This window comes from Streptomyces sp. NPDC045899, assembly GCF_056431485.1.
The window spans coordinates 1-12,606 of record NZ_JBWKKP010000027.1; the positions used below are offsets into that span (position 1 = coordinate 1).

Sequence of the window (12,606 nt, forward strand, 5' to 3'; positions counted from 1 at the left end):
CCTGCGGCCCTCCCCCCCCCCCCCCCCCCCACCCCTCCCCCCCCCCCCCCCCCCCCCCCCCCCCCCCCCCCCCCCCCCCCCCCCCCCCCCCCCCCCCCACCCCCCTCCCCCCCCCCCCCCCCCCCCCCCCCCCCCCCCCCCCCCCACGGCGCGGAGACACTATTTCCGGATCCCCGGAGGTCCGGCGGTGGCGGTTCAGGCGGGCCAGTACGTCGTGCGCCACGCCTTGGGGCCGGGATGGGGCATCCGGCGGCTGGGGACGGTGCGTGCCGGATCGGACCACTCCTCCGGTACGCCTTCGCCCTGCGCGACGGCCGAGGCGGCCGCCGCGCGTGCTTGGACCACCGCGAGCGCGGCGGCCAACTCCTCTGGGGTGGGATTGCCCCGGACGATACGGATCATGGAAACAGCCCTTCCTACAGGGGGATGTTGCCGTGCTTCTTCGGGGGCAGCGACTCGCGCTTGTTCCGCAGGGTGCGCAGGCCCCGGACGATGTGGCGGCGGGTCTCGGACGGCATGATGACCGCGTCGACATAGCCGCGCTCGGCCGCGATGTACGGGTTGAGGAGGGTGTCCTCGTAGTCGGCGATCAGCTCGGTACGGGTGGCGTCCGGGTCCTCGGCCGCCGCGATGGTGCGCCGGTGCAGGATGTTGACCGCGCCCTGGGCGCCCATGACCGCGATCTGCGCGGTCGGCCAGGCCACGTTGAGGTCCGCGCCCAGGTGCTTGGAGCCCATGACGTCGTAGGCGCCGCCGAACGCCTTGCGGGTGATCACGGTGATCAGCGGCACGGTGGCCTCGGCGTAGGCGTAGATCAGCTTGGCGCCGCGCCGGATGATGCCGTTGTACTCCTGCTCCACGCCCGGCAGGAAGCCCGGCACGTCCACGAAGGTCAGCACCGGCACGTTGAACGCGTCGCAGGTGCGCACGAACCGCGCGGCCTTCTCCGAGGCGTCGATGTCCAGACAGCCGGCGAACTGCATCGGCTGGTTGGCCACGATGCCCACCGGGTGGCCCTCGACCCGGCCGAAGCCGGTGATGATGTTCGGCGCGAAGAGCGGCTGCGTCTCCAGGAACTCGTTGTCGTCCAGGACATGCTCGATCGCCTTGTGCATGTCGTACGGCTGGTTCGCCGAGTCCGGGATGAGCGTGTCCAGCTCCCGGTCCTCGTCGCTGACCTCGAGGTCGGCCTCGTCGGGGAAGGCCGGGGGCTCGGAGAGGTTGTTGGACGGCAGGTACGACAGCAGCGTCTTGACGTACTCGATGGCGTCCTTCTCGTCGCCGCCCATGTAGTGCGCCACCCCGGAGGTGGTGTTGTGGGTGCGGGCGCCGCCCAGGTCCTCGAAGCCCACGTCCTCACCGGTGACCGTCTTGATCACGTCCGGGCCGGTGATGAACATATGCGAGGTCTGGTCCACCATCACCGTGAAGTCGGTGATCGCGGGGGAGTAGACCGCACCGCCCGCGCACGGGCCGACGATCAGGCTGATCTGCGGGATCACCCCGGAGGCGTGCACATTGCGGCGGAAGATCTCGGCGAACAGGCCGAGCGCGACCACACCCTCCTGGATGCGGGCGCCACCACCGTCGTTGATCCCGACGATGGGGCAGCCGGTCTTCAGCGCGAAGTCCATCACCTTGACGATCTTCTCGCCGTAGACCTCGCCCAGCGAACCGCCGAAGATCGTGAAGTCCTGGGAGTAGACGCAGACCGGGCGGCCGTCGACCGTGCCGTAGCCGGTGACCACACCGTCGCCGTAGGGGCGGTTCTTCTCGATGCCGAAGTTGGTCGAGCGGTGCCGGGCGAATTCGTCGAGCTCGGTGAAGGACCCCTCGTCGAGGAGGAGGTCGATCCGCTCGCGCGCGGTCAGCTTGCCCTTGGCATGCTGCTTCTCCACTGCCCGCGCCGAGCCCGCGTGGGTCGCTTCCTCGATGCGGCGTTGCAGGTCCGCGAGCTTCCCCGCGGTGGTGTGACGGTCTGGAATCTCGGGGGCGATCTCCGGCTCGGACATCGGGATGCGGCTCCTGCTCGTCCTGGGGGTGGGTACAGGGGATTCAGCGAACGACGGGGTCGATAGGGGCTTCGGACCGGTTCGGTGGCTGTTGAGCTGGCTGGGCTACCGGCTCGTAGCGTATCGGCGGGGCTGCGTGGTGGCACTGCGTCGTTGGCCACACCTCCTGACCCTAGGCTGGCCCGTATGACGCCTTCTGACACCCCGGGGAGCCCGGAAGATCCACACGGCCGGTGGTCCGATCTGGAGAGGCCGCCGCTGAACGCCGCCGCGCTGAGCCGGGCGCTGGTGCGTCCGGGCGGGCTGTGGACCGGTCTGGAGGTGGTGCGGGCGACCGGCTCGACCAATACCGACCTGGTCACCCGGGCCGGGGCCGGAGCCCCCGAGGGCGCCGTGCTGATCGCCGAGGAGCAGACCGCCGGACGCGGACGGCTGGACCGCGCCTGGACCGCCCCGCCCCGCTCCGGGCTGTTCTTCTCGGTGCTGCTGCGGCCGGGCGCGGCGGGGGTGCCCACCGAGCGCTGGGGCTGGCTGCCGCTGCTGGCCGGGGTCGCCACCGCCGGGGCGCTGAGCCGTACGGCGGGGGTGGACACCGCCCTGAAGTGGCCGAACGACCTGCTGGTGACGGTCGGCGGCGAGGAGCGGAAGTTCGGCGGGATCCTGGCCGAGCGGTCCGGGGACGCGGTGGTGATCGGGGTCGGTCTGAACGTCACCCTGCGCGCCGAGGAGCTGCCGGTGCCCACCGCCGGATCGCTGGCCCTGGCCGACGCGGTCTCCACCGACCGCGATCCGCTGCTGCGGGCCGTGCTGCGCTCCATCGAGCAGTGGTACGGCGAATGGCGCCGGTTCGAGGGCGACCCGGGCCCCTGCGGACTCCAGGAGGCGTACGCGGCGGGCTGCTCCACCCTGGGCCGCCGGGTCCGCGCGGAGCTGCCCGGCGGTGGTGAGCGGATCGGTGAGGCCGTCGCGGTCGACGGTGACGGACGGCTGGTGCTGGCCACCGAGGGCGGAGTGCAGGAGCCGGTCTCCGCCGGGGACATCGTGCACCTACGCTCCGTACCGAGGGACGAATGAGCACTCAAGTGGAGAGTGAGCTACGGCACACCTGACGTATCGTTGTCGCGGTCGGTCCAGTTCGGGGCGGCCGTGGGCGAGCCGGAACCGAACCGGAAGAGGGAACGGAAGGCAGTGCGCAGGGATCGGACAGGGGGCGGGCGGTGACCGCCGACGACACGGGTTCCGGCACGGCCGAGACGGACGGTGCGCGGGACGCCGCCGACGACGCGGCCGTACGGGACACCGGGGCGCGGGAGCCCGCCGCCGGGCACGACACCGCTGAAACCGACAACGCAGGCGACGCCGACGGCGCCTCGGACGGCGACGGCGCCGACAACAGTGGCGACGCCGACAACAGTGGCGACGCCGATGACGCCGACGCGCCGGATCCGATCGCGCTCCGGCTGGAGCAGCTGATCCTCGGTGCCGAGCGGCGCTACACCCCCTTCCAGGCCGCCCGGAGCGCGGGCGTCTCGGTCGAGCTGGCCACCCGCTTCTGGCGGGCCATGGGCTTCGCCGACATCGGCCAGGCCAAGGCGCTCACCGAGGCCGATGTGCTGGCCCTGCGGCGGCTGTCCGGTCTGGTGGAGGCCGGGCTGCTGAGCGAGCCGATGGCGATCCAGGTGGCCCGTTCCACCGGCCAGACCACCGCCCGGCTCGCCGACTGGCAGATCGACTCGTTCCTGGAAGGGCTCACCGAGCCGCAGGAGACCGGGATGACGCGCACCGAGATCGCGTACCCGCTGGTCGAGCTGTTGCTGCCGGAGCTGGAGGAGTTCCTCGTCTACGTCTACCGGCGGCAGCTCGCCGCGGCGACCGGCCGGGTCGTCCAGGCCGCGGACGACGCGGAGATGGTCGACCGGCGGCTCGCGGTGGGCTTCGCCGACCTGGTGAGCTTCACCCGGCTGACCCGGCGGCTGGAGGAGGAGGAGCTCGGCGAGCTGGTCGAGGCGTTCGAGACCACGGCGGCCGACCTGGTGGCCGCCCACGGCGGACGGCTGATCAAGACCCTCGGCGACGAGGTGCTCTACGCGGCCGACGACGCGGGGATCGCCGCCGAGATCGGGTTGCGGCTGATCGAGACCCTCACCCATGACGAGACCATGCCCGAGCTGCGGGTCGGGATCGCCTTCGGCACCGTCACGACCCGCATGGGCGACGTCTTCGGCACCACGGTGAACCTGGCCGCCCGGCTGACCTCCATAGCGCCCAAGAACGCGGTGCTGGTCGACGGCGCCTTCGCGGAGGAGCTGAGCCGCACCGGAGAGGCCCCGGTGTCGGAGGCGGAGGCCGCGGAGGCCGCCGCGGCGGCGGAGAAGGAGGGCGAGGAGCCCCCCGCCTACCGCTTCGCGCTCCAGCCGATGTGGCAGCGGCCGGTGCGTGGTCTCGGGGTCGTGGAGCCCTGGCTGCTGAGCCGCCGCGGCTGACCGTGTGTGCGATGTGACAACTGGCTCCGGCGCGGAAGCCGGTTCGGCTAGTCTGCGCGCCAAGATCCACGAGTGGGTCCCGGCGAGCGGGCGGGTCCGGGTGCGCTGACCGCCCCCGGTGCGGACGCCGCCTGTCCGACCCGCCCCCCGGATCCCAGGAGCCCTGTGTGACCGAGCCCGATGAGCCCGGCCCCCCGTCTCAGCCGGGAGCGGTGCCGGAGCCCCGCCGCCCCGCGCGGTCCGAGGGCGGCACCGGGGCGGTACCGCTGGACACCCCGGAGTTCGGCCGGGATCCGTTCGCCGTCTACCAGCGGCTGCGGGAGGCCCACGGCCCGCTGGTCCCCGTCGAACTGGACCCGGGCGTCACCGCCACCCTGTGCGTGGGCTACGAGACCGCGCTGGAGATCCTGCGGCGGCCCGATACGTTCTCCAAGGACCCCCGGCGCTGGCGGGCCAGGAACGAGGGCCGGGTTCCCGACACCAGCCACGCCGGGCAGATGATCCGGTACCGGCCGATGGCCACCGCGGTCGACGGCGAGGAGCACCGCCGCTACCGCGCCGCGATCGACGACAGCACCGGCCGGATCGACCCGGGCGCGCTGCGCGGCTACGTCGAGCGGATCGCCGACTCGCTGATCGACCGGTTCTGTGCCGCCGGGGAGGCCGATCTGGTCGGCGACTACGGGGCGCTGCTGCCGCTGCTGGTTCTCGGCGAGCTCTTCGGCTGTCCGCGGGCGACGGCCGACCGGCTCTTCACCGGGCTGGCCAACATGCTCGACGGCACGGACGTCGGCTCCGCCGATGTGATGGTGGCCGACGCGCTCCGGGAGCTGGTCGGCCTCAAACGCGCCCGCCCGGCCGCCGACGTCACCTCCTGGCTGATCGCCCACCCGGAGCGGCTCACCGACGAGGAACTGGTCGAGCAGCTCGGTCTGCTGATGGCCTCCGGCAGCGAGCCGGTGATCAACCTGATCGGCAACGCCCTGCGGGTGCTGCTGACCGACGCCCGCTTCGCGGGCGGGCTCTCCGGCGGCAGCACGCTCGTGGAGGACGCGCTCGACGAGGTGCTGTGGACGGATCCGCCGCTGGCCAACCTGGCGGTGCACTTCCCCCGGCACGATGTGGACCTGGCCGGGGTGCGGCTGCGCGAGGGCGAGCCCGTCGTGATCAGCTTCGCCGGGGCCAACCAGGACGCGCTGCGGGTGGCGGGCAGCCCGCAGGGCAACCGCGCCCATCTGGCCTTCAGCGCGGGGCCGCATATGTGCCCGGGGCGCAGTTCGGCACGGCTGATCGCGGCGGTGGCCATCGAACGGCTGCTGGACCGGCTCCCGGACCTGACGCTGGCCGTCCCGCCGGAGGAACTGCTGTGGCGGCCGGGCATCTATCAGCGCGGCCTGGTGGCGCTCCCGGCGAACTTCCCCCCGGCGGAGACCGCCACCACCCGGGACGCGGTCCCCGCGGGGGACTCCGCCCCCGCGGGGATGAAGCCGGAAGAGCGCCCGGCGGCACCGGCCCCCGGCCCGGCCGCGCCCGGACGCGAACCATCCGGTCCCGCTGACGCGCCCCCGGGGCCGGGTGTCCCGGGAGGGCGGTCCGGTGACCCGGACGTACCGCACCCGGCCGGAGCCCCGGCGGCGCCCGCCGACGACTCCGAGGAGCCGGAGGAGTCGGGCGACTCCGTGGCACGGGGACGCCCGTCCGTGCTGGCCGCGCTGAAGCGCTGGCGCCGCCTGCGTTAGGGCCCCGCGTCGGCCGGCACGCACGCTCGCGGCGTTGTCAGGGGCGTCCGGGCAGGTGCACCCCGGGAGGTGTCCCTGACGCAGCGGGACCCGCCCTCCGGGCGTACGGCGCTGCTTCGGCACCACAGCCCCAACCCTCCGCCGCCGGACGCGTGGTGGCGGCGGGGGCCCGGTGGCCCCAGCGGTCCGGGCCGGATGAGCCGGGAAGGCTCAGATACCGGTGACCGCGGCCACCGTGAACGGGGTCCGCGGTGTGCCGTCGCCCAGCGGGCCGCCCTTGTCGAACTGGGAGCGGACCACGTAGAGCGTGCCGTTCCGGCGTATCAGCGTGGTCGGCACCTGGAGCGACTCGTCCGTGAACCGCCGCTCCTGGCGGGCCGTGCGGCCGTCCGCCGCGACCCGCCAGCGGCTGATCGCGTCATCGGTGTTGTGCGCCGCCCACAGGGTCCCGTGGCGCAGTTCGAGACCGTCGGCGAGGCGGAGGTCGCCGCCGTGCAGGGCCACCCGGCGGATGCCGCCCGAGGCCAGGTCCAGCCGGTAGAGATCGCCGCCGGTCATGTCGACGGTGAGCAGATGGCGCCCGGTCGGGTCGGCGACGATGCCGTTGAGGGTGTAGGTGCCCGGACCGTGCGGATCCAGCGCGTCGCCGAGGTCGAAGCGCGGGGTGAGGACCGCGTGTCCGCCGTGCGCCCGGGCACGGGCGAGCTGGTGCGGGGTGACGCGGTAGACCACCGCGCGGGCGCTGTCGGTGAGATACGCGCTGCCGTCCGGGGCGATGGCCAGGTCGTTGACGAACCGGGCGGCCCGTCCGGGGACATCGAAGCGGGCCAGCAGCCGACGGGTGCGCGGATCGTAGACGGAGACCCCGGCGGTGGAGTCGGTCACCCACAGCCGTCCCGCGGTGTCCACCTTGAGCCCGTTGGCGGTGGTGCGGCCGTCGGTGCCCGCGGGCAGCAGGACCTCGGCGGCCCGGTGACCGGGCGTCATCCGGTAGACCGTGCCGTCGGCGAACGATCCGGCGTAGAGCGTCCCGGTGCGCGGGTCGGCGGCGATGCCCTCGGGATAGACCCGGTCGCCGGGGAGTTCGTACGCCGGGGAGATCCGGGGCGGGGCGGGCTGGTGGGCGGCGGGATGGACGGCGGGACCGCCCGCGTGGGCCGCGGGGGCCAGTGGCAGGACGGCGGCCAGGGCGGTGACCGCGACGGCCAGGGTGCGGAGCGGAAGAGCGCGGGGCATGAATGCCTCTCTGTGGTTGAACTCTCTCCTTGAGGTGTGTTCGAACAGTAATTAGAGTTCTAATGATCGTCAAGGTGCTTATCCTTGATGCCGCCGTACGATGCGCAGATGACCTCGATGCCCGCTAGCGAGCGGCTGGGCTCCCACCTCAAACGAGCCGAGCAAGCGCTGAACGCGACCAAGCACGCCGTGCTGAAGCCCGCCGGTCTGACCGTTCCGCAGTACGCGGCGCTGCTGTGCCTGTCGGAGAACCCGGGCATCTCGGCCGCCGCGCTGGCGCGGGCGTGCATGGTGACGCCGCCGACGATGAACACGCTGCTGAAGAACCTCCAGGAGCGCGGGCTGATCGAGCGCACCCCCCACGCGTGGCACCGGAACGTCCTGGAGACCCGGCTCACCGAACGCGGCCAGGAGGTGCTGGCCGACGCCGACGCCCGTGCGGTGCGGGTGGAGCGGGGGCTCTCCGCGGAGTTCGGCGAGGAGGAGCGCGAGCGGTTGGTGGCGCTGCTGGGGCGCTGTGTGGACTACCTGGAGTCGGTCCGTCCGCGCTGAGGCGGAGCGGGGCCGGTGCCGGAGACGGTGGCGGGCGCGGGTTCCGGATGACGGGCCGGGCTGCGATGATCCTCGGAACAGGTTCACGGTCGTTAACCGGGAGGGTTTCCGATGGGCGAGCAGCACGACGAGGTGCGGTACGGCGAATGGGTCGCGGTCCGCAGGCACGGCTTCGTGGCCGAACTGGTCCTGGACCGTCCCAAGGCCATGAACGCCGTCTCCTCCGAGATGGCCCGCTGCATCGCCACGGCCTGCGCCGCCCTGGCGGAGGACCGCGACGCCCGCGCGGTGGTGCTGACCTCCAGCCATGAGCGGGCCTTCTGCGTCGGCGCCGACCTCAAGGAGCGCAACTCGCTCACCGACGCCGAGCTGGTGCGCCACCGGCCGGGTTCGCGCGCCGCGTACACCGGGGTGCTGGAGCTGCCGATGCCCACCGTCGCCGCCGTGCACGGCTATGCGCTGGGCGGCGGCTTCGAGCTGGCGCTGTCCTGCGACGTGATCGTCGCCGACCCGACCGCCGTGGTGGGGCTGCCCGAGGTGTCGGTCGGGGTGATCCCGGGCGGGGGCGGCACCCAGCTGCTGCCGCGCCGGGTGGGGGCGGCGCGCGCCGCCGAGCTGATCTTCTCCGCCCGCCGGGTGCCCGCCGCCGAGGCCCGGGAGCTGGGCCTGGTGGACCTGCTCGCCGCCGAGGGCGCGGACCGTACCGAGGCGCTGGAGCTGGCCGGGCGGATGGCCGCGAACTCGCCGGTCGGGCTGCGGGCCGCCAAACGGGCGCTGCGGCTGGGCCACGGGCTGGACCTGAAGGCCGGTCTCGAGGTCGAGGACGCCGCCTGGCGCACGGTGGCGTTCTCCGGGGACCGTGCCGAGGGCGTGGCTGCGTTCAACGAGAAGCGCACTCCCGACTGGCCGGGGGAGTAGCCCCCGGGCCCGCCCGACGCCCACCCGCCGTGCACGGGCCGCAGCGGATTGTCCCCGACGTTCTTACGCTGGAGGGCAGAGCGAGAGCTGCGGTGCGGTGAGAATGCGAGGCCGTCGTGAGCGACAACGGCGACTACGGCGACGACGGGGGCCGCCGGTCCGGGCGCCCCGGTGGCGTGGACGGGCGGCTGCGGGCCGTGGTGGCGCTCGCCCAGGCGATGGCGGCGGCGCAGACCCCGCGCGAGGCGGTCGGAGCCGCCGCCGACAGCGCCCGGCGCGCCCTCGACGGCACCTTCGCCGCGGTGTCGGTCTGGGAGCGGGAGCGCGGCCGGCTGCGGGTCCTGGTGAACGTGGGCGAGCTGATGGACGGCGAGGAGTCGCTGCCGGAGGACGAGTCGTACCCGGTGCACCAGTTCCCGGAGATCACCGAGTTCCTGCACGAGCGCTGGGCCTCCGGCGGGGAGCCGCACGCCTGGGTGGAGACCTCCGAGGGCCGTCGCACCGGCTCGGGCGCGTACCGCCACGAGCGCGTGGCAGCGCTGCGGCGGCGCGGGCGCGGCAGCTGTGTGGTGGCGCCGGTCGTGCTGCACGGGCGGGCGTGGGGCGAGCTGTATGTGGCGCGCCCGGCCGGGAGTGCGGTGTTCGGACGGGACGACGCGGACTTCGCGACCGTCCTGGCCGCCGTGACCGCGGCCGGGCTCGCCCAGACCGAGCGGCTGGAGGAGGTCCGCCGGCTGGCCTTCACCGACCCGCTGACCGGGCTCGGCAACCGGCGCGCGGTGGACATCCGGCTGGACGAGGCGCTGGAGGTGCACCGGGCGCACGGCACCGTGGTCAGCCTGGTGGTCTGCGACCTCAACGGCCTCAAGCGGGTCAATGACAGCCTCGGCCACGCCGTGGGCGACCGTCTGCTGGAGCGTTTCGGCTCGGTGCTCTCGCTGTGCGGCGCCATGCTGCCCGGGGCCCTGGTGGCCCGGCTGGGCGGCGATGAGTTCTGTCTGCTGGGGGTGGGGCCCCCGGCCGACGAGGTGGTGCGGGTGGCGGACGAGCTGTGCCGCCGGGCCGCCGAGCTGGAGATGGGCGAGGGCGTCGCCTGCGGGGTCGCGTCCACCGGCGACCCCATCGGGCCCATACGGTCGGCCCGGCGGCTGTTCCGGCTGGCGGACGCGGCCCAGTACCGGGCCAAGGCGGCCCGGTCCGCGAAACCGGTCGTCGCCGGGCGGGACGGCGGCGCCGACGACCCCGTGGTCCGGCTCGCCGACTCCGCGGCCGACCATCCTCCGGAGCGCCGCAGGTTCCGGGGCCGCCGTCCGTGACCGGCCCCCGGCACCGCACCGGGCGGGCGGACGCAAAGCCGTTCGATCCGACAGGTGACAGGTCGCGATTCAGTCTCTAGGGTGCCTGAATATGGATATGCACACTGTGGTGGTGGGGTCGTCCGGGACGACCGCCGAGGACGTCGTGGCCGTGGCGCGCGACGGCGCCCGGGTGGAGCTGTCGGCCGAGGCGCTGGACGCCGTGGCCGCGGCCCGGCAGGTGATCGACGACCTGGCCGCCAAGCCCGAGCCCGTCTACGGGGTCTCCACCGGCTTCGGCGCGCTCGCCGTCCGGCACATCACCCCCGATCTGCGGGCCGAGCTCCAGCGCAATATCGTGCGCTCGCACGCCGCGGGGATGGGCCCGCGGGTCGAGCGCGAGGTGGTGCGCGCGCTGATGTTCCTGCGGCTGAAGACCCTCGCCTCGGGCCGCACCGGAGTGCGCCCCCTGGTGGTCGAGACGATGGCCGCGATGCTCAACGCCGGGATCACCCCGGTGGTGCACGAGTACGGCTCGCTCGGCTGCTCCGGCGATCTCGCGCCGCTCTCCCACTGCGCCCTGGCGCTGATGGGCGAGGGCGAGGCCGAGGGGCCCGACGGCACCCTGCGGCCCGCCGCCGAACTGCTTGCCGAGCACGGCATCGAGCCGGTCGTGCTGCGCGAGAAGGAGGGGCTCGCGCTGCTCAACGGCACCGACGGCATGCTCGGCATGCTCGTCATGGCCTGTGCGGACCTGGCCCGGCTGTTCACCGTCGCCGATGTGACGGCCGCGCTCTCGCTGGAGGCGCTGCTCGGCACCGACCGGGTGCTCGCGCCCGAGCTGCACGCCATCCGCCCGCATCCGGGCCAGGCCGCCAGCGCCGACAACATGCTGCGGGTGCTGGCCGGTTCGGGGCTGACGGGGCACCACCAGGACGACGCGCCGCGGGTGCAGGACGCGTACTCGATCCGCTGCGCCCCGCAGGTCGCGGGCGCCGGGCGGGACACCCTGGCGCACGCCCGGCTGGTCGCCGACCGTGAGCTGGCCGCCGCCGTGGACAACCCGGTGGTGCTGCCGGACGGCCGGGTGGAGTCCAACGGCAACTTCCACGGGGCGCCCGTCGCCTACGTACTGGACTTCCTGGCGGTGGCCGCCGCCGATCTCGCGTCGATCGCCGAGCGCCGCACCGACCGGCTGCTGGACAAGAACCGCTCGCACGGGCTGCCGCCGTTCCTGGCGGGGGACGCGGGGGTGGACTCCGGTCTGATGATCGCGCAGTACACCCAGGCCGCCCTGGTCAGCGAGTTGAAGCGGCTGGCCGTACCCGCATCGGTGGACTCCATCCCGTCCTCCGCGATGCAGGAGGACCACGTCTCCATGGGCTGGTCCGCGGCGCGCAAGCTGCGCACCGCGGTGGACAACCTCTCCCGCGTGCTGGCCGTCGAACTGGTCGCGGCGACCCGCGGGGTCGAGCTGCGCGAGGGCCTGGTGCCCGCACCCGCCACCCGCGCGGTGCTGGACGCGGTGCGCGCCGCCGGGGTCGAAGGGCCGGGCGGGGACCGCTATCTGGCACCGGATCTGGCCGCCGCCGACGCCTTCGTGCGGTCCGGGAAGCTGGCCGAGGCCGTGGAGTCGGTGACCGGTCCGCTGGCCTGAACCGGCGGACGCCCGACGGGCCGGACGGTCCGGACGGGCCGGTTGACGGCCCGGGGGGTGAACCGAGGGGTGATCAGTACGCCTCCGGGCGCGCCCGGCGCACGGAGGCGGTCACCATGGTGACCCCGAGCCCCAGGAAGGCCGTACCGCCGACGAGGTACGGGGTCACGTCCACACTGCCGGAGTCCGCGAGGTTCTCGCCGGGCGTGGCGGCCGACTGCCCGGCCCGGGCCGGGTTCTGGGGCTGTGACGCGGGGGCGGCCGACTGCCGGGTCCGTTCGACCGTGGCGTTCGCCGACGGGACGAACCACAGGGCACACAGCAGCGAACCGGCAGCGGCGGCGGTCAGCAGCGGTCGGCGTGCGGGCACAACGGCATCCTCCTTGAGGCTGCGGTGACTTGACCCCCGTCGGAGCGAATCGTAGTGACAAGGGCGGGCCGGGTGGAAGCGAGTCCGGCGGGGTGCGCACGCTCCGCCAAGGAACGTGTACCGAGAGTTCGCGGTTTGTCTGGTTTTGTGAGTGGGTGGGTGGTCCGATCGCGCTGATGTGGGGCGCGGGGGACTGAGCCGCCCCCCTGTGGGTACCGGCGGGTCATAGGCTTGACCGGCGCCTTTGCTAAGTGGCCTTGCGCACAGTTTTACTGTGCGAGGAACCGGCCAAAAGGTACAGGCGTTCTTGTGGGATAGGTCCGGGGTTCTGGGGTCAAGATCAA

The 12,606-nt window shown here is 73.7% G+C and carries 11 protein-coding genes; 7 read left to right on the forward strand and 4 right to left on the reverse strand.

Annotated features, from left to right (window positions below; translation table 11 throughout):
* Positions 1-195: 195 nt before the first annotated feature.
* The gene (locus tag AC07FT_RS30170; RefSeq protein ID WP_471205096.1) at positions 196-402 is read right to left on the reverse strand and encodes an acyl-CoA carboxylase subunit epsilon; all 207 of its coding nucleotides are present in this window, start codon (positions 400-402) and stop codon (positions 196-198) included.
* Positions 403-416: 14 nt separating this feature from the next.
* Positions 417-2,012, reverse strand: coding sequence for an acyl-CoA carboxylase subunit beta (locus AC07FT_RS30175; RefSeq protein ID WP_254749119.1), 1,596 nt, complete (start codon positions 2,010-2,012; stop codon positions 417-419).
* Positions 2,013-2,198: 186 nt separating this feature from the next.
* On the opposite strand from AC07FT_RS30175, the gene AC07FT_RS30180 reads away from it, so the two are divergent.
* The 3 genes from AC07FT_RS30180 (at position 2,199) to AC07FT_RS30190 (ending at position 6,234) form a co-directional block, all read left to right on the forward strand.
* The gene (locus AC07FT_RS30180) at positions 2,199-3,086 is read left to right on the forward strand and encodes a biotin--[acetyl-CoA-carboxylase] ligase (RefSeq protein WP_479179129.1); all 888 of its coding nucleotides are present in this window, start codon (positions 2,199-2,201) and stop codon (positions 3,084-3,086) included.
* A 143-nt stretch (positions 3,087-3,229) separates the two neighbouring features.
* Positions 3,230-4,495: an adenylate/guanylate cyclase domain-containing protein gene (locus AC07FT_RS30185; RefSeq protein WP_479179131.1), complete on the forward strand. Its 1,266-nt coding sequence runs from the start codon at positions 3,230-3,232 to the stop codon at positions 4,493-4,495.
* A gap of 167 nt (positions 4,496-4,662) precedes the next feature.
* Complete coding sequence (locus AC07FT_RS30190) at positions 4,663-6,234, forward strand: cytochrome P450 family protein (protein WP_479179133.1); 1,572 nt, start codon at positions 4,663-4,665, stop codon at positions 6,232-6,234.
* Positions 6,235-6,444: 210 nt separating this feature from the next.
* Here AC07FT_RS30190 and AC07FT_RS30195 read toward each other — a convergent pair whose 3' ends face one another.
* The gene (locus AC07FT_RS30195; protein WP_479179134.1) at positions 6,445-7,470 is read right to left on the reverse strand and encodes an SMP-30/gluconolactonase/LRE family protein; all 1,026 of its coding nucleotides are present in this window, start codon (positions 7,468-7,470) and stop codon (positions 6,445-6,447) included.
* A gap of 108 nt (positions 7,471-7,578) precedes the next feature.
* Between AC07FT_RS30195 and AC07FT_RS30200 the strand changes: the two genes are divergently transcribed.
* From AC07FT_RS30200 to hutH, 4 genes are all read left to right on the forward strand, one after another.
* Complete coding sequence (locus tag AC07FT_RS30200; protein ID WP_471205106.1) at positions 7,579-8,022, forward strand: MarR family winged helix-turn-helix transcriptional regulator; 444 nt, start codon at positions 7,579-7,581, stop codon at positions 8,020-8,022.
* A 111-nt stretch (positions 8,023-8,133) separates the two neighbouring features.
* Entirely contained in the window at positions 8,134-8,940 is an 807-nt protein-coding gene (locus AC07FT_RS30205; protein ID WP_471205108.1) for an enoyl-CoA hydratase/isomerase family protein, read from the forward strand.
* Between the two features lie 218 nt (positions 8,941-9,158).
* Positions 9,159-10,256, forward strand: coding sequence for a GGDEF domain-containing protein (locus AC07FT_RS30210; protein WP_479179222.1), 1,098 nt, complete (start codon positions 9,159-9,161; stop codon positions 10,254-10,256).
* Between the two features lie 91 nt (positions 10,257-10,347).
* Positions 10,348-11,892 (forward strand): histidine ammonia-lyase, encoded by a 1,545-nt coding sequence (hutH, locus tag AC07FT_RS30215; RefSeq protein ID WP_479179136.1) that lies wholly within the window; start codon positions 10,348-10,350, stop codon positions 11,890-11,892.
* A gap of 73 nt (positions 11,893-11,965) precedes the next feature.
* Here the strand turns inward: hutH and AC07FT_RS30220 are convergent, their stop codons facing one another.
* On the reverse strand, positions 11,966-12,262 hold the full coding sequence (locus AC07FT_RS30220) for a hypothetical protein (protein ID WP_479179137.1): 297 nt from the start codon (positions 12,260-12,262) through the stop codon (positions 11,966-11,968).
* Positions 12,263-12,606 lie beyond the last annotated feature (344 nt).

Excerpts from the sequence above, each read along its gene's own strand:
- hutH (WP_479179136.1), top strand. The coding sequence starts at position 10,348 with ATGGATATGCACACTGTGGTGGTGGGGTCGTCCGGGACGACCGCCGAG.
- AC07FT_RS30180 (WP_479179129.1), top strand. The coding sequence starts at position 2,199 with ATGACGCCTTCTGACACCCCGGGGAGCCCGGAAGATCCACACGGCCGG.
- AC07FT_RS30200 (WP_471205106.1), top strand. The coding sequence starts at position 7,579 with ATGACCTCGATGCCCGCTAGCGAGCGGCTGGGCTCCCACCTCAAACGA.
- AC07FT_RS30205 (WP_471205108.1), top strand. The coding sequence starts at position 8,134 with ATGGGCGAGCAGCACGACGAGGTGCGGTACGGCGAATGGGTCGCGGTC.
- AC07FT_RS30195 (WP_479179134.1), bottom strand. The coding sequence starts at position 7,470 with ATGCCCCGCGCTCTTCCGCTCCGCACCCTGGCCGTCGCGGTCACCGCC.
- AC07FT_RS30175 (WP_254749119.1), bottom strand. The coding sequence starts at position 2,012 with ATGTCCGAGCCGGAGATCGCCCCCGAGATTCCAGACCGTCACACCACC.
- AC07FT_RS30210 (WP_479179222.1), top strand. The coding sequence starts at position 9,159 with ATGGCGGCGGCGCAGACCCCGCGCGAGGCGGTCGGAGCCGCCGCCGAC.
- AC07FT_RS30170 (WP_471205096.1), bottom strand. The coding sequence starts at position 402 with ATGATCCGTATCGTCCGGGGCAATCCCACCCCAGAGGAGTTGGCCGCC.